This window comes from Gracilimonas tropica DSM 19535 (assembly GCF_000375425.1).
Classification (GTDB): Bacteria; Bacteroidota; Rhodothermia; order Balneolales; family Balneolaceae; genus Gracilimonas; species Gracilimonas tropica.
The window spans coordinates 57,201-74,978 of the sequence record NZ_AQXG01000008.1 but is presented as its reverse complement, the minus strand read 5'-3'; the positions used below and the strand labels follow the sequence as shown (position 1 = coordinate 74,978).

General features: G+C 44.0%; 12 protein-coding genes. 9 read left to right on the top strand and 3 right to left on the bottom strand.

Going from position 1 to position 17,778, the window contains the following annotated elements; all coding sequences use genetic code 11:
* Positions 1–203 precede the first annotated feature (203 nt).
* Positions 204–983 (bottom strand): imidazole glycerol phosphate synthase subunit HisF, encoded by a 780-nt coding sequence (hisF, locus tag B151_RS0112605; protein ID WP_020404006.1) that lies wholly within the window; start codon positions 981–983, stop codon positions 204–206.
* Positions 984–1,170: 187 nt separating this feature from the next.
* On the opposite strand from hisF, the gene B151_RS0112600 reads away from it, so the two are divergent.
* Complete coding sequence (locus tag B151_RS0112600; protein WP_020404005.1) at positions 1,171–2,409, top strand: serpin family protein; 1,239 nt, start codon at positions 1,171–1,173, stop codon at positions 2,407–2,409.
* 193 nt (positions 2,410–2,602) lie between these two features.
* Here B151_RS0112600 and hisA read toward each other — a convergent pair whose 3' ends face one another.
* Positions 2,603–3,319 (bottom strand): 1-(5-phosphoribosyl)-5-[(5-phosphoribosylamino)methylideneamino]imidazole-4-carboxamide isomerase, encoded by a 717-nt coding sequence (gene hisA, locus B151_RS0112595; RefSeq protein ID WP_020404004.1) that lies wholly within the window; start codon positions 3,317–3,319, stop codon positions 2,603–2,605.
* A gap of 177 nt (positions 3,320–3,496) precedes the next feature.
* On the opposite strand from hisA, the gene B151_RS19655 reads away from it, so the two are divergent.
* From B151_RS19655 to lepB, 8 genes are all read left to right on the top strand, one after another.
* Complete coding sequence (locus B151_RS19655; protein WP_020404002.1) at positions 3,497–7,063, top strand: LamG-like jellyroll fold domain-containing protein; 3,567 nt, start codon at positions 3,497–3,499, stop codon at positions 7,061–7,063.
* Between the two features lie 146 nt (positions 7,064–7,209).
* Complete coding sequence (locus B151_RS0112580) at positions 7,210–7,914, top strand: ABC transporter ATP-binding protein (RefSeq protein WP_157470987.1); 705 nt, start codon at positions 7,210–7,212, stop codon at positions 7,912–7,914.
* A complete protein-coding gene (locus B151_RS0112575) occupies positions 7,914–10,460 on the top strand; it encodes an FtsX-like permease family protein (protein ID WP_020404000.1) in 2,547 nt (848 codons plus the stop codon). The genes B151_RS0112580 and B151_RS0112575 overlap by 1 nt, the downstream gene beginning before the upstream one ends.
* Before the next feature lie 291 nt (positions 10,461–10,751).
* The gene (locus B151_RS0112570) at positions 10,752–11,921 is read left to right on the top strand and encodes a lipocalin-like domain-containing protein (protein WP_020403999.1); all 1,170 of its coding nucleotides are present in this window, start codon (positions 10,752–10,754) and stop codon (positions 11,919–11,921) included.
* 576 nt (positions 11,922–12,497) lie between these two features.
* Complete coding sequence (hisE, locus tag B151_RS0112560) at positions 12,498–12,836, top strand: phosphoribosyl-ATP diphosphatase (RefSeq protein WP_051069754.1); 339 nt, start codon at positions 12,498–12,500, stop codon at positions 12,834–12,836.
* A 152-nt stretch (positions 12,837–12,988) separates the two neighbouring features.
* Positions 12,989–14,794 carry a translation elongation factor 4 gene (gene lepA / locus B151_RS0112555; protein ID WP_020403996.1) on the top strand — a complete coding sequence of 602 codons (1,806 nt, stop codon included), beginning with the start codon at positions 12,989–12,991 and terminating at the stop codon, positions 14,792–14,794.
* Between the two features lie 15 nt (positions 14,795–14,809).
* Positions 14,810–15,400, top strand: a complete 591-nt coding sequence (locus B151_RS0112550; RefSeq protein ID WP_020403995.1) for a hypothetical protein — start codon at positions 14,810–14,812, stop codon at positions 15,398–15,400.
* Positions 15,401–15,408: 8 nt separating this feature from the next.
* Positions 15,409–16,512, top strand: a complete 1,104-nt coding sequence (gene lepB, locus B151_RS0112545) for a signal peptidase I (protein WP_020403994.1) — start codon at positions 15,409–15,411, stop codon at positions 16,510–16,512.
* Between the two features lie 143 nt (positions 16,513–16,655).
* Here lepB and rlmN read toward each other — a convergent pair whose 3' ends face one another.
* The gene (gene rlmN / locus B151_RS0112540; protein ID WP_020403993.1) at positions 16,656–17,768 is read right to left on the bottom strand and encodes a dual-specificity RNA methyltransferase RlmN; all 1,113 of its coding nucleotides are present in this window, start codon (positions 17,766–17,768) and stop codon (positions 16,656–16,658) included.
* Between the last annotated feature and the right edge of the window lie 10 nt (positions 17,769–17,778).

The following is a 17,778-nucleotide window of genomic DNA, read 5'->3' as shown; positions in this document are numbered from 1 at the left end:
TTTAAAATGTCTTCTTAATGAATTTAAAAGCTATTTTTTCTTTTGAAAGGGGAACTTGAATGCATGAATGAACTCGAATCTTACTTCAGCTTTTGGAAAAGCGCTTACAAGCTGAAAGAAATTTTATCCTAAATAAATTAGGTTTATAAATATAAAAATTAATTTTTTTCGAAATCCAATAAAATGGTCAAGCTCTAAGAAAATTATTCTTGTACCGAAAGGGTGTGATTTGTGCGCACTTCAATGCCGGCTTCACTCATTTTCTGCTTGAGGTCTTTGATCTCGATCTCTTTAAAGTGGAAGATGCTGGCTGCTAAGACGGCATCTGCGTTTGCAATTTTTACCGCATCAATGCAGTGCTGAATGGTGCCTGCGCCGCCACTGGCAATCACCGGAATGCGAACAAGATCGTTTACTTTTTTTAGGAGTTCGGTATCAAAACCTGCTTTAGTTCCATCGCGGTCCATGCTGGTGAGTAAGATCTCTCCCGCTCCTCGCTGTTCTGCTTCCTGCATCCATTCCAAAGCGTTAAGACCCGTATCCTCGGTTCCGCCTTTTACATATACATTCCAGGAATCCCCATTCCGTTTCGCGTCAACGGCCGCTACAATCGCCTGAGCACCAAATGCATCAGATGCGCGATTGATGAGATCCGGATCCTTGACGATACTGCTATTCAGAGATACTTTATCTGCACCGGATTTTAAAAGTTCTTCAATTTCATCTACGGTTTTGATTCCCCCGCCCACCGTAAACGGAATATTGATCTCAGCTGCGATTTGCTTCACCAATTCAACCAGCGTCTTTCTTTTTTCGAGGGTAGCTGTGATGTCTAAAAATACGAGCTCATCCGCGCCTTCACCGCTGTAGCGTTTGGCCAGTTCAACCGGGTCGCCGGCATCCCGAAGTCCTTCAAAATTTACGCCTTTAACGGTTCTACCGTTTTTAATATCCAGGCAGGGAATGATGCGTGTTGTGAGCATGCGGAAATCTGAGTCTGCTGTATAAATAGTTAATTATAACGTTATGAGGAATAAATCCAACGGAAAGATAAATAAAATAATGTGTAGTGTTCGGTTTAATGATGCTGATTTGATTTCATATGAAAGGTTCACAATTTTCTTTGTCAGAAATCTTTATTAATATGTTCTCAGACCAAATTATAAAGTCATGAGATACAAGAGAATACTTCCGCTTATCACAATAATTTCCGGGTTCTTTTTATTATGGAGTTGCACGGATAATATATCGGGTCCGGATGACAAAATTAATGTTCCAAAAGAGCTTACAACTGCCGAGAAGAAATTAGTTGAGACCGGGCATTCATTCAGTTTTGATATTTTCAAACATACTATTGCTTACGATGGCGAGAAAAATATTTTTATTTCACCCCTGAGTATTTCAATAGCCTTAGGCATGACGATGAATGGTGCCCGGGGAGAAACTTTTGATCAGATGCGTGAGACACTTGCTTTCCAGGAGATAGAAATGGAAGAAATAAACGAAGGGTATCAGCTTTTGATCGAGCGGTTGAAGGAAGCGGACTCTAAAGTTGATATGGAAATTGCCAATTCGGTGTGGAGCCGGGAAGGGTTTCAGGTAGAAGAAGAGTTCATCAATGACCTCGAAACCTATTTTAATGCAGTTGCTGATGAACTGGATTTTAATGATCCGAAATCTGCAGAAATCATCAATCAGTGGGTTGAGGATAATACCAATGGTTTAATAGAAAAAATTATTAGTGGAAATATCCCTCCAAATGTTCTTATGTACCTCATAAATGCGATTTATTTTAAAGGAGATTGGACACATCCTTTTGAGGAAGAAAAAACAAGGGAAGCTTCTTTTTTCCTTGAGAACGGGGATGAAGTGACCGTAGATATGATGAATCAGGATAAAAAATTTAATGCTTATTTCTCTGATGAAGTACATATGCTGGATTTACCTTATGGAGACAGCTTGTATAGCATGACATTGGTGATGCCTGCCGATGAAAATATCTCCGTAAATGAGTTTATAGAAAATGACCTGACCTACGATAACTTTAATTCATGGATTGATCAGTTATCCTATTCCAGAACTATAGTCAATCTCCCTAAATTTGAGATGGAATATGAAATCACGCTGAATGATGTGCTTAAGTCAATGGGGATGGAGGTGCCATTCAACACAAGTGCTGATTTCACAGGAATACATGCAAAAGGCGGACTGTGGATCGGTGAGGTAAAGCATAAAACCTTTGTTACTGTAGATGAGAAAGGGACAGAAGCTGCTGCTGTAACGTCTGTAAGTATGGTTGATTCTGCTCCGCCTTCATTCTACGCTAATCGTCCCTTTGTATTTGTAATTCGTGAACAAAGCACCGGAGCAATAATTTTTATGGGAAAAATGATCAACCCGAACACCTGAGATTATCTCGTAGAAACAAGTAAGCCGGACAGCTTGTCCGGCTTTTTTAATTTGAAGACAAGATGAGTGAGAGGATATAGTCATTCCTGTGAAGACAGGAATCTATTTATCTCAATAAAACAAAGGATTTTAATATCGTACATTCAATTCTGTAGAATAATAGTCGGACAAGCTGTGCGGCCTACTTTTATCATCAGGCGTTAAAAGCAGCCATTTCTTCAAGTGAAATTCGTCCTTCATAATAGGCCTTTCCAATTACTACGGCGTCAATGTTAGCCTCATTCAAGATGTTCAGATCTTCCAAAGAAGAAACCCCGCCGGAAGCAATTAATCTGATCTCAGGGAAATTTTTATGGAGGTCGTTGTAGAGTTCAAAATTTGGGCCGGCCAAAGTGCCGTCTTTGGAAATATCGGTGCAAAGTACTTCTTGTAATCCCCGATCAATCATCCGGCTCAAAAAAGATTCCACCGATTCTTCAGCCGTTTCCAGCCAGCCGGAGTAGGCGATTTTGCCATCTTTCAGATCCATTCCCAGAATCATATTTTCGGGATATTGTTCCAGAGACCTAAGCCAGTCCTTTTCATTTTTGATAGCCATAGAACTGCAAATCACTTTGGAAAGTCCTGCATCAAGAAGCATCTCCACATCCTCAAAAGACCGAATGCCGCCTCCGGTTTGAACCGAGATTTCCAACTCATCTATGATCTGCTGAATATGCGGCAGGTTCACAAATTTACCTTCTTTAGCTCCATTCAGGTCTACCACATGGATATGATTGAACCCAGCATCTTTAAACTTTTGGGCTTGATTAAGCGGTGATTGGTCGTAGACTGTGACTTCTTCGTAAGAACCTTTATGTAGCCGAACGGCTTGCCCGTCTAAAAGGTCAATGGCAGGAATAGTTTGCATGGATTCTTTTTTGCATAAAGTTAGGGGTTACAGCACTTCTTTTCTTACTCAAAATGGAAGGAGAGAAGATATCATCAATAAAAAAGTGATGTTTAAAATTAAAGACTGAGCTAATTCTCATTTCAACTTCGTAAATGATGATATATAAACCTTGAGAAATAAAAATGAGAAGTTAAAATGAATAAAACAGATACTTTACAAAAAAATAATAACAAAGAGGGTACGGGCTATGTACTCAGAAAAAAAATACAGCCATGGACGAAGAGAGCCATGATGGTGTTGCTGATGACATTTGTCTCCTTTCAGGTGATGGCTCAGCGAGCTGCTTTAAGTCTGGATGGAAACGGAGATTATGCAACGGCAGCTCATAATGCAGCCCTGGATATCAGCGGTTACAACATTACCCTGGAAGCGTGGGTTAAGCATGATGGCAACAGTGTGCAGGATGCCTTCATTATTAACAAAGGGGTGAATGGTAGTGGTTACCGCCTTCAACTAATTGGGGAAGGTGATGAAACCTATTTACGGTTTGTGATCGGTGACCTCAATAATGGAGGGCCTCAGGTTATTTCAGAAAGTGGACTTCCTGCCAATCGATGGACCCATGTGGCAGCTACCTATGACGGTCAATTTCTGAAGATATATATTGATGGCGAATTGGATGCTACCGACACGGAAACACGCAGCATCGGTTCAAATAGTAATAACCTCACCTTGGGGACGGATGCTTCTTTATCCACAAATTTTTTGAGTGGTCAAATGGATGGAGTACGCATTTGGAATACCACAAGATCGGCTTTTGAAATTGCTGACAGTTATCTTGAAAAATTAACGGGCAGTGAAGCCGGATTGATCGCTTTTTATGACTTTGATGATGTAACAAGCAGCACCGTAAATGATATGGCCGGATCCAGCGGCTTATCTATGGTTGGAGATGCAACGGTGGTAACTCCGGGAGCTGTACCGATTGCTCCGGAAGTGTATATTCAAAATAAGAACGGTCAGGTAGAATTAACCTGGGATGAGAGATTGGGGCCTAATAACGAAAATGATGCCGCATCATTCGAGATCTACCGTTCCACACAACCGGATGGAATTGACCGCACAAGCGTTGCAACGGCAGCTTCAACGGTAAGTAGTTTTACGGATACGGATGTAGATAACGGAGTCACCTATTATTATGAAGTTACGACGGTAAATGGGTCAGGTAATGAAAGTGATTTTTCAAGAAATGTTAATGCAACTCCTTACAGTCAGTTTGGAGGAGCAAGTTTACATCTGTCCAAAAATGCTTATGGGGCCGTGTCAGAACGACCATCGTTGGATATCACCGGAACCGGGATCACCGTTCATGCCTGGATAAAACATGATGGACAGAGTGATGAAAATGCTGTTATCATGGCCAAGGGCTCAACCGATGGAGGTTATGTTCTGCGATTTGACGGAAAAGGCCAGGCTCCCCGGCTTGCTTTTGCGATCGGGGATGTGAATAACGGAGGACCTACGATTATTTCTAATTCCAGTATACCGGCGCATCAATGGACCCATGTCGCAGGAACTTATGATGGAACGGACCTAAAGGTTTATGTGAATGGAAAACTGGATGCAACCAACACTGAAACACGAACTATTGGAAATAACGATCTTGATCTGTTCATAGGGGCAGACGCAGCAGCATCAAGCTATTTTTACAGCGGGCAGATCGATGAATTGGGAATTTGGAGTGTAGCTCTTCCCCGGCAGGATATCGAAGATCATTTCAACAGTCCTTATACCGGGAACGAAGTAGGACTTGAGTTATACTATAAATTCGATGATACAGGAAATAGTATTGTTAGAAGTTCGGATACATATCACACCGATATGGAGTTGATTCCCGTAAATGGAGATATTGGTATTCAAGCTTCAGGAGTTTTTCCGGTGGCACCTTACCGTTTTACCGAAGCATCGGGCAGTTTGGTTAATGTGAGTGTAGAGAACCGGGATGGTGCAGCAGCAGCCCAGTATAAATTGTACCGCTCTACAACTCAGGACGGAAGTGATCGTACGGAGATCGCTACGCTGTCTTCAACCTCTTCTTACAGTGATGCCGATGTGCAAGCTGAAAATTCTTACTTTTACGAAGCTACTGTGATAAATGCTGAAGGTCAGGAAAGTGATCTGAGCTACATTGCTCCGGCAAGAGTCTCGTCTTACAGAGCAGGACATGCCCTGGAACTGGATGGAGAGCTGGATTATGTGCGTTTTGACAGCAGAAATTCTCTTGACGGATACGAACAGCTTTACCAAAATTATGACCACTCAATGACAGTGGAAGCCTGGGTGAATCACGATGGCAACAGTGATGAAAATGCTATCATTCTGCAAAAAGGTTCAACCGGTGGCGGATACATGCTCAGGTTGGAAGGGGCCGGTGATGCTGTTACGGCTTCATTTACCATTGGGGACATCAACAATAGCGGCCCAAGAGTGGTTAGCGGATCAAGTATTCCGGCCAATCAGTGGACGCATATCGCTGCCACTTATGACGGTACAGACCTTAAGATCTATATAAACGGTCAACTGGATGGTACAGACAGTGAGACCCGATCGATTGGTTCGAATGGACAACCGTTGTTATTAGGAGCCCCGAATGCTCTTGATGCAAACTTCTTCAGCGGAGCAATGGACGAGATCCGGATCTGGAATGTGACCAGAACAGAATCTGAAATCGACGATAATTATTATAAGATGCTCAACGGTTCTCAGGATGGGTTGATCACCTATTTGAGGTTTGATGAAGATCTCGGTTCAAGCCTCACTCACAGCTCTGCTACAAGGGCAATGAGTGGAGAGTTACAAGGTGATGCTACTTTTATTAATTCGAACGCACTAAGCAGTCAGCCGGTAATCGAGAACCCAATTCAGGAAGTTACCATCGAAGAAGATTTTGGAACATTGACTGTAGCAGATTTAGATACGGTTTTTCAGGATGACGATAACCCGGTGCTTTCCTACTCCATAAAGGTACCATGCCACATAGTGGAAGCTGAGGTTCAGCAAGATACCAGCCTGGTGTTTCAATCACTGGATAACATATTTGGAACGGATACTTTGGAAGTTCAGGCTTCGGATGGTGCTACAACGGTATCTCAAAAGCTGATCGTAAATGTGACTTCTGTCAATGATCTGCCTGAGCTGGCCGGTTTTGAGAATAACATAAAGATAGCATTTGAGGGCTCCTTTACTGCCGATATGTATGCACGCACCGGCGATGTGGAATCCCCGGATTCAGCCTTAACGTACAGCTTTAGCGTGGATACCTCCGGAATAAATATAGACTTTGATGGCAGAAACCTGACCTTAAGTCCAAATAAGGGTTTTGATGGTTCCGCGACTCTTGATATTAAAGTTACGGATGAAGACGGCGGTGAAACGACGGTAACCGTAGGCGTAGACATGGTGGAATCAACGGAGATCACGGAAGAACCCGGTGTACCCGAAGAGTTCAAGCTCCATCACAATTACCCGAATCCATTCAACCCAACTACGAATATTAAATATGCTCTCCCTGAGGCATCACAAGTTCAACTTACCGTATTCAATACATTGGGGCAGGAAGTGGCAAAACTGGTAAACAAGAAACAAGCTGCAGGAAGCCATAGCGTCGTATTTGATGCAAAAGGGCTGCCAAGTGGTATGTATATCTATCGACTGCGTGCAGCCAATTTTGAAAAGACCCAAAAAATGATGTTGGTGAAATGATCAATTGATCTTCCGGTTTAAGGCGTCTGATTTATTCAGACGCCTTTTTTTATGGGGAAATTTTTGTTTCCCAATGGAGCAACTTATAAGGAACAAATACCGGGTTGTTGATGTTTGGTCGTAGCAATAATGACCAAATCATCAGAATGAAAGAAAACGCACATATTCAGCTCAACAAACTCACTAAAAGCTATCAGGAGGGAACAAAATCCCGTTCTGTCTTAGACGACCTGGAACTCTCGGTTAAGGAAGGAGAGATGATCGTGCTGCTCGGACGCTCAGGCTCAGGCAAAAGCACCTTGCTGAATTTGGTAAGCGGCATCGATAAACCGGATTCCGGTCAAGTCGTAATTGGTGGTACCAATCTGGCCGGAATGGATGAAAATTCCAGAACGCTATTCCGAAGAAAAAATATTGGCTTCATCTTTCAATCATTCAATTTGATATCCACTTTGACTGCGCTCGAAAATGTGCTCCTCCCACTAAAATTAAAGGGAGATTCCGACGCATCTGCAGAAAAAAAAGCCCAACAGTTTTTGGATGAAGTGGGACTCGGTGATCGCGGAGACAGCTATCCGGATCGACTCTCCGGGGGAGAGCAACAGCGGGTAGCTATTGCACGGGCATTAGCTCACGAACCCATGCTGATTCTGGCCGATGAACCCACTGGTAACCTTGATTACGAAACCGGCAAAACCATTCTTGATATACTGAACAAATCAGTCAGGGAAAATGGCCGTACCATTATTTTAGCTACGCACGATCGTGATATTTGTGAGATTGCAGATCGCGTGGTAGAACTTCGGGGCGGAAAATTAGAACAGGTAGAACCGGCCGAATTCGCAAAATAATGGCTTCAAACTCTTCCAATTTATTGTGGCTGTCCAGCCTGCGATTCCTGAAAAAACATCCCTGGCATTTTGCGCTTTCCATTTTGGGCGTTGCACTCGGCGTTGCCGTTGTTGTTTCTATTGATCTCTCAAATTCCAGTGCCGAGAAAGCTTTTCAACTCTCAACCGAAGCTGTGACCGGCAAAGCAACGCATCAAATTCGAGGCGCAGGGGAAAACCTGGACGAATCGGTTTACCGGGATCTGCGGGTGGAATCAGGCTTCAGAAATTCAGCCCCCGTGGTGGAGGGTTATGCCCGGGTCGATGGTCTGAACCGAACGTTTCAGGTGCTTGGGGTTGATCCTATCGCCGAGGAACCATTTCGGGATTACGCAAGCCAACGGGCAGGAATTGAACTTTCAGAATTTATAAACGGTGAGAATTCCGGATTGGTAGCGGCCTCTGTAGCAGAAGAAATTCAGGCTGAGATTGGAGATACATTACAAATTTCGGTAGGTGGAAGAGGGTTTCAGATTCGACTTATCGGAATTATCGAAGCCAGCGATGACCGCAGTCAACAAGCCCTGGAAAGTATTTTATTGGTGGATGTCAGCACCGCTCAGCGACTGTTCGATATGCAAGGAGAGCTCACCCGCATCGACCTCATCCTTCCCGAAAATTCAGAATCGGTTCAAGCCGAAATAAAACCATTGTTGCCGGAGGGAGCAGAAATCATCCGGTCCGATTCCCGCACAGAAACCGTCGAACAAATGACCCGCGCTTTCGAGTTCAACTTGCAAGCTTTAAGTATGCTGGCACTGTTGGTCGGGATGTTCCTGATTTATAATACCATGACCTTTTCCGTGGTACAGCGCCGTCCGTTGATCGGGAGACTAAGAGCGTTGGGCGTTACCAAAAATGAGATCTTATTTACCGTGCTGAAAGAAGCACTCTTGATCGGTGCATTGGGAACCGTGATCGGAATTGTTGCCGGAATCATACTTGCACAAGGCTTAGTGAAATTGGTCACTCAATCTATCAACGATCTATACTTTGTGCTGTCGGTTCAGGAATTATCTATCGGTGTTTTTCCGCTGTTGAAGGGAATCGTTTTGGGAATTGGAGCCACGTTAATAGCCGCATTTTGGCCGGCGCGCGAGGCTTCACAAGCTGAAGTCACCACGGTGCTAAAACGATCTTCCAATGAATCAAAGATCACTTCAAGAATTTTACCATTGGCCGGATATGGCATCCTCGGCGGATTAGCCGGAGTGGGAATTCTGCTTATTCCAAACGGTGGAATTGCAGCGGGATATTCTTCACTTTTATTTATGATCGTGGGATTTGCGCTCATCACTCCGCTGTTTATTGTAGGAATGGCAAAATTATTCCGTCCTTTGCTGGGAGCCATAAACGGATTGATCGGGAAGATGTCGGTTCGGGGAGTGGTCACGGAATTGAGCCGAACATCGGTTGCAATCGCAGCTTTGGCGGTCGCAATCGCGGCTACCGTAGGTGTTGGGGTGATGGTGGACAGTTTCCGCACTACGGTCGTTTCCTGGCTGGAGGCGCAGTTGCAAGCCGATGTGTACATTCAACCCCCAAGCTCCGTAACCCGACAAGCCGATGCCACTCTGGAGCTGAATTTGGTGCAAATCCTCAAAGAAACCGAAGGCGTAGCCGAAGCAAGCACGGTTCGAAGCGTGGATGTAAGAACCAATTATGGAACCGACAATCTGGTAGCCATCGATCAGGGAGCCGCGGCTAAGGACGCTTTTCAACTGAAGGAAAGCGGACCCAATTTTTGGCAAAGATATACTCAGGAAGATCTTGTGATGGTTTCTGAGGTGTATGCCTATAGGAATGATGTTGGGCTGGGAGACACTCTTTTTATTGATACCGATGCCGGAAATCAGCCGTTCGTAATTCAGGCCATTAACTTTGATTATGCTTCCGATATTGGAACGGTGACCATCAGCAGAAAAATCTATAATCAATTTTTTGATGACGATGCTGTATCTGGGTTAGCACTTTATGCTGAAGAAGGAGTGGAGGTAGAGGCCTTGGTAGAACAACTCAGGGAGCGTGTATCGGGAATGCAGGAAGTTTTTATCCGTTCGAACCGAGGACTGCGAGAAGCTTCCATCGAGATTTTTGACCGGACCTTTACGGTAACGATTGTACTCAGAATGCTGGCGATTTTAGTTGCATTTATGGGCGTGTTGAGCGCATTGATGGCTCTTCAGTTAGAACGAGCCCGTGAATTAGCGGTGCTCAGGGCAAACGGAATGACCCCTGGTCAGCTTTGGAATTACGTGATCTCCCAAACCGGAGTGATGGGTGTAATGGCCGGAATTTTGTCCGTCCCCCTGGGAATTTTGATGGCCTACATTTTGGTATATGTAATAAATTTGCGCTCCTTCGGCTGGACGTTGCAATTTATGATCACCCCGGAAGTACTGATTCAGGCCGTTGCATTGGCGATCATAGCAGCACTTTTGGCGGGAATTTATCCCTCCAAAAAAATGTCCGAAGCAAACCCTGCGGATGCTTTGAGAAATGAATAGAAAGGACATCCAACAAGGAACATCGAACAAGGAACACCCAAATATTGAATTAAGAAAGAAATCCCGATAGGGATGAAATATGAATAGCCCCGGAATTTATCCCGGGGTAAGATATCCAAATAGAAAACCTTCCGCCCGATTGGTTTTTTAGGAAAAATGTAGATCGGAGGTTGGACAAAATATCCCCAAAGCTGACAAGTAGGAAGCAGGAGCTTCCTGGAATGCGTAACCAAGCTGGAGCTTGGTTAAGAGTCAAAAAACGAGTTTTAGGATTAAATAATTAGTGGCAAAATGAAAAAAATATATTGGAGCATATTCGCGATAATCTTGGTGGCTGGAATCGTATGGATGAATTCCGGGGGCGAGGAAGAAATCACCGCTTCCATATCCGTAGCTGAAGCGATGGGCGGCGGGGATGAAGAAGGTTATCTTCGTGCTACAGGTCCGCGTGAATTTGTGTTTCCGGATGATCACGGTCCGCATCCCGGGTTCCGAACAGAGTGGTGGTACTACACCGGGAATGTGTTTACAGAGGAAGGACGTCATTTTGGATATCAATTCACCATTTTTCGAAGCCAGCTGAATCCGCCGGACAGTCTCAATCCAAGTCAGCCTTTTTATAAGGGATGGAATACCGATCAGTTATATCTGGGGCACTTTGCGATTTCGGACGTCCAAAATGAAAACCATGTTTTTGAAGAGCGATACAGTCGCGGTGCCGCAGGTTTAGCCGGTGCTCAAGTGGATCCCTATCGCATTTGGCTGGAAGACTGGGAAATTCTTCGGGTTGATCCTGAAGAAACTGACGACAAAAATTTCCCGGTTCAACTAAAAGCAAAAATGGAAAATGGCACGGCGATCGATCTCACCGTTACACCTGCCAAACCGTTGGTGCTTCAAGGGGAAAATGGATACGATAAAAAAGGAGAGGAAGAAGGAAATGCATCCTATTACCTGGCCTTCACCCGTATGGATGCAGAAGGCTCCATCACTATAAACAAAGAAAAACTGGAAGTGAGTGGCTCAAGCTGGATGGACCACGAATGGAGTACTTCGGCGCTGGATCGTGAGCAGGAAGGCTGGGATTGGTTCTCCATTCAGCTCTCCAACGGCTACGACCTGATGTATTATCAGCTCCGAAATGCAGATGGCTCAGTGAGTGAATTTACCGTGGGTTCTCTTGTTGATCCGGATGGAAATAAAGTCAATATCTCTCCAGAGGAAGTGAATTTGGATGTTTTGGATCGTTGGGAAAGTCCTCACAGCGGAGCCAGTTACCCATCAAAATGGACGCTTCAAATACCAAAATATAATCTTGAACTTGATCTGGCCACCCTGTTCCCGGATCAGGAGATGGATGTTTCCGTACGATATTTTGAAGGCACCCTTTCGGTTTCCGGCCAAATGGACGGAGAGGAAATCGGCGGCAACGGTTTTATCGAGATGACCGGGTATGAGTAGAACATCCAACAAGGAACATCGAACATTGAAGGAGGAAGGATTCGGTGAAGATATTGATGCTATGGCGCCAACACCCTACGAAATTCAAAAAAGCTGTTCCTTTTTTGAATTGATCTCCCCTTGAGGGGAGACTTCTTGAAGTGGACATAAAGGTTTGTGGTAGCTTAGAGAAACCTGCTGTAGAATATTGAATCGTGAAGCGATTTTTTCACTTCAACATTTGTGATTAAGTGTTCTTCTGTTCGATGTTCAAAGAGTCCTCCTTTGAGGGAGGTGTTCGCTACATAATCAAATTATGTGGCTAACGGAGGGTGCGAGATGTTGGATCAAGTAATGATTTTTTTGGAGTTAAGTATCCAAATAATAAAAACCTCCGCCCGATTATCTATATGGAGAAATAGTCCATCGGAAGTTGGGCTATTATATTCTTTGCGGCTATCGGAACCGGTGGTTCGGAACGAGAATGAGAAAAGGTTGGAATTACCTGGCAATGTTAAATTTCGAATAACACATTGTTTGAGTGCCATAAAAAGCAGAACTTCACACCCGCAAAAAATTGCATCAAATATTTTAGATATGGCTGATATCAAGACGATCACACAAAAAGATTTTGAATTTCTTATTGAACTCGAGGAACTGTTATACGACCGAAAAGAAGAAATGCCTGACGGTTCGTATACTACTTCTATGTATAAGAAAGGGTTGGATAAGATCGCTCAAAAGGTTGGGGAAGAAGCCGTTGAAACCGTGATCGCATCTAAAAACAAAAAAGACAAAGAAACTATCGGAGAGGCTGCTGACCTCATTTTTCACCTCATGCTGCTGTTGGCCGAAAAAGAAATTCCGCTTCACAAAGTGATCAAAAAACTTCGTAAACGTCATAGCAAAGGGACTCATAAACACATTGGTGAATAGCGTTGCGCAGATAAAAATTTATTGGGAATATGTTCGTTCACTCCCATATCATAAATCAACAATCAAAATTCCCAAGGCATACATTTTAACAGCTCCCGCCTTCTTTGTATCTTTATTTTTTTAAGTGAGACGCACCACATCCTATTCAATTCATGAATAACATTCGAAATTTTTGCATCATTGCCCATATTGACCATGGGAAATCTACACTGGCAGACCGCCTGCTTCAAAAGACCGGCTCTATCAGTGAACGTGAAATGCAGGAGCAGATCCTGGACGATATGGATCTTGAGCGAGAGCGAGGGATCACGATCAAGAGCCATGCCATTCGCATGGATTATAAGCGCCCGAATGGGGAAAAATATATTTTCAATCTGATCGATACCCCTGGTCACGTTGATTTTGCGTACGAGGTATCACGTGCCCTTAAAGCTTGCGAAGGCGCTATTTTAGTGGTGGATGCCGCTCAGGGCATTGAGGCTCAAACTATCTCAAATCTGTATCAAGCAATCGATCAAAACCTGGAGATCATTCCTGTTTTAAATAAGATCGATCTTCCCGGCGCTGATCCTGAAGGGGTAGGACAGCAAGTTGTAGACTTAATAGGATGTGATTTTGAAGAAATCCTGCATGTATCAGGAAAGACAGGAGAAGGGGTTGAGGAATTGCTTGAAGCTATTGTTGACCGGGTCCCCGGGCCTAAAAGGGAAGAAGATAAACCTCTCAGGGCGCTTATTTTTGATTCCATTTTTAACACTTACCGAGGTTCCATTGCTTATGTACGGGTGATGGAAGGAGTGTTGAAAAAAGGAGATCTCTTCAAATTCATGGCTAATAAAAAAGAATATAACGCAGAAGAGATCGGTTACCTGAAGATGAAGCAAGAGCCAACGGGAGAACTTCGTGCCGGGGAAGTGGGCTATGTGATCGGGAGTGTGAAATCTCTGCAAGATGTCCGTGTTGGTGATACGATCACGAAAGTAAATAATCCGGCTGAAACAGCAATTCCAGGCTATCAGGAAGCAAAGCCGATGGTTTTTAGCGGGCTTTTCCCAACTGATGCTGACGACTTTGAAGATCTCCGGGGTGCACTTGAAAAGCTGCAACTCAACGATGCCTCGCTCACCTATGAACCGGAAACGTCTAAAGCACTTGGATTTGGATTTAGGGCCGGTTTTCTGGGATTGCTCCATATGGAGATCGTTCAGGAGCGGTTAGACCGGGAATTTGATATCGATATCATTACCACGGTTCCTAACGTGCAATACGAAGTTGAACTAAAGGAAACGGGCAAGCGCATTCAGGTTGATAACCCCAGTCAAATGCCTGATAATGGTGATATTGAAGCAATTTACGAGCCTTACATCAAGGCAAGTATCATTACGCCGGCCGATTATATTGGTCCGGTGATGAAGCTCTGTCAAGATCGTCGCGGTGTATATGTGAATCAGCATTTCATGCAAAATAATAGAGTTGAAATTACGTATGAATTACCGATGGCTGAGGTTGTATTTGATTTTTATGACCGCCTGAAGTCAGGTACCCGCGGTTATGCTTCGCTTGACTATGAATTCATTGAATTCAGAAAAGGTGATCTGGTTCGTCTGGATATTTTACTTAATGGTGACCAGGTGGATGCACTCTCAAGTATTTCGCACAGAGATAAAGCTTATTACCTGGGACGCAAAGTTTGTGCAAAATTGAAGGAACTTATTCCTCAGCAACAGTTTGAAGTAGCTGTACAGGCAGCCATCGGAAGCAGGGTTATTGCACGAGACACCGTACGCGCTATGCGAAAAGACGTTACCGCAAAATGTTATGGCGGCGATATCTCCCGAAAACGAAAACTGCTTGAAAAACAGAAAGAAGGAAAGAAACGAATGAAACAAGTTGGTACAGTTGAGATTCCACAGGAGGCATTCCTGGCTGTACTTTCGATGGATGAAGAAGATCGTTAAAAAATAAAAAACCCTATGCAGAACTTAGTGAAACGAGTATTACTTTTTTTCATCTTTATGGTGATGATCTCAACGGCTGCACAAGCGCAGTTCGAAGAACCTGAGATCAAAAAAGTCGAGAATACAAAAGAAGCCCGGGCCGCTTTTCAGGCTCAGTTTTCCAATATAAAATGGACCGGTCAAGGATTTCGCTACAATGAGCTGGACCGGATGCCATCTATCGAGATAAGAGCCGTACTGCAAGATGTGTATGGAGACCCCACGCAAACCGTAGAAGATATCATCGAAAAGGATGGTTACCTGAGGGATGGGAAGTCCATTCAGTTTGAATATTGGTTCATTATTGATGGCTATATCCCTATGATGGTACTGGATCTGGAAGGGCCTTTTGAGGACGGATTGGTATATGTTGGAGCCAGCCGATATGTAGATTTGATGCCGGAAGTGAAGCGTACACTAACAAAAGAATTAAGGAGTGCTTCTCCAAAAGAATACGTAGATTACTTTTACTCTCCCGAGCGAGGACAATGGTTTCGAGTGGCTTATGAGGCTGGAGAGTATAAAAAGGAAGAAATAAAGCAGCCCTCGCATATCAAAACTAAATAGTATCAACATTGGAAGATAAAAATACGTCGGAAGACACGGGATTAAGCTCCTATTGGAAAAAACGGAAGGAAAAGAAGGAAGAGGAAAATAAAAAAGCTAAGTCGTGGCTGCGCGAGTGGATCGATGCCATCGTTTTTGCTTTTATAGCGGCTGCAATTTTAAGAGCATTTCTTTTTGGATCATATAAAATTCCAACGCCGTCCATGGAAAAAACCCTGATGACGGGCGACCTCCTGATCGTATCCAATATCACTTATGGCCCGCGTACTCCAATGGGTGTTTGTGTTCCTTTCCTTCAGGGGTGGTGCTTACCGGGAGTTCAACTCCCGTGGACAAGGCTCCCCGGACTTCGGGATGTTGAGCGTAATGATATTTTCGTATTCAATGTGCCTTGGGAAGTGAAACCTACCTCCCAAAAGACCAACTACATAAAGCGTGCAGTAGCCATTCCCGGTGATACCATATCGATCAGGGATAAGATCCTGTATATTGATGGCAAACCGGAAGCCGATCATGAAGGACTTCAAAGACATTATGTGATCAAGATGGCAAACCGCGTCCGATTGAGCAATGCTAAGATGGAATCGGTGGGTGGAGAATTGATCGGATATACCAATCAAGACACATACATTGTAAATATGACCGAAGATGTAGCCGGTAAAGTAAGCGCTTGGGCTGAGGTGGATACATTATACATGAATGTGACTCCTGAGGGGGTAGCTGAAAGGGGATATATTCAAAGTGAAGGGAGTTTTTCAAGAGCTTTCACCAATCCTGATCAGATGCCGGAGATTGTGGTGCCCTTTAAAGGTCAGGAGATTCAGCTTACCGATGAAAATTGGTTTGTGTACAAAGACATTATCGAGCGGTATGAGCGTAACGATCTCAGTCGTGAGAACGGCCTTATCATGATCAATGGAGAGGAAACGGATACTTATACCATTCAGCAAGATTATTATTTTGCAATGGGGGATAATCGCGATAACAGCCAGGATTCACGTTTTTGGGGATTTGTACCCAAAGACCATGTGATCGGAAAAGCGGTGATTGTCTGGTTTTCTATGGATGGAATGGTTCCCCGCTTCGAACGCGTGTTTAACCTGATTGATTAGGGAGAAAAGGAATCAGAATACAGGAGTCAGAATTTTGAATTCTGACTTTTTACCTCTGTAATGCTGCTTACTACTTCGCCATCGTCTTACCTTTACACTCGTTCCAGACGCTCTGCGTTGGAACGAATTTTCTGACCCCCAAACTAATCTTTAGCAATAGTCTTTCCTTTAGGCGCTCCTTCCCGAATCGCCAACTGACCGCAACCCGCATCAATATCATCTCCGCGACTTCTCCTGACGGTCGCACGCACATCATTTTTAATGAGTTCCCGCATAAAGTTATCAAGACGTTCTTCGCGGGCTCGTTTAAGCTCTACACCGGCCACATTATTATACATGATGATATTTACTTTGCTTGGAACCCATTTTACGATCTTGGCAAGGTCCCGGGCATCTTGCGGAGTATCATTGAAGTTGTCAAATAGTAAATATTCATATGTGATCGGGCGATCCGTCATTTTATAGTAATGCTTTACTGCCTCTTCAAGACTCTCCAGGTTCATGGAGTTGTTGATCGGCATGATCTTGTCTCGCTTTTCATCGGTTGGAGCATGCAATGAGATCGCCAGGTTAAATGGTTCCTGGTCGTCGGCAAGTTTTTTGATCTGCTTAGTGAGCCCCACTGTAGAAACCGTAATTCGTTTTGGGGATAATTCAATACTTAACGGATCTGAAATGATATGAGCAGAATTTGTAATGGATTTATAGTTGTGCAACGGCTCACCCATCCCCATATAAACAATGTTGGTGATTTTCTTGCCATATCTTTCTTCGGCCAGCTCATTGATGTATTGAACCTGATCTACAATCTCGCCATGTGACAGATTCCGAAAAAGGCCCATTTTCCCGGTAGCACAAAAAGCACATCCGAATACACATCCCACCTGAGATGACACGCAAACTGTCAGCCGTCGTGCAGCGCCATCAGCGAAAAAGTCGGGAATGAGAACCGCTTCAACTTTATATTCCTTTTCAGGATCATTCAGTTGGAAAAGAAATTTTATGGTTCCGTCTTTACTTTCCTGCTGCTGAACGGGCTGAATACGGTTAATGGTGGCCATTTCTCTCAGTTTCTCCCTTAAGTCTTTAGAGAGATTGGTCATTTCCTCGAAATCAGAAACTCCTTTTTGATAGAGCCATTGGAAAATTTGGTCGGCGCGAAAGCTTTGCAAGCCAAGCTCCTGACAAAAGTGATTCAGCTCGTCTTTGGTGAGAGATTTTAGGTCGGTTTTTTGGGTAGATACGGTATTTTCCATAGCCCAAAAG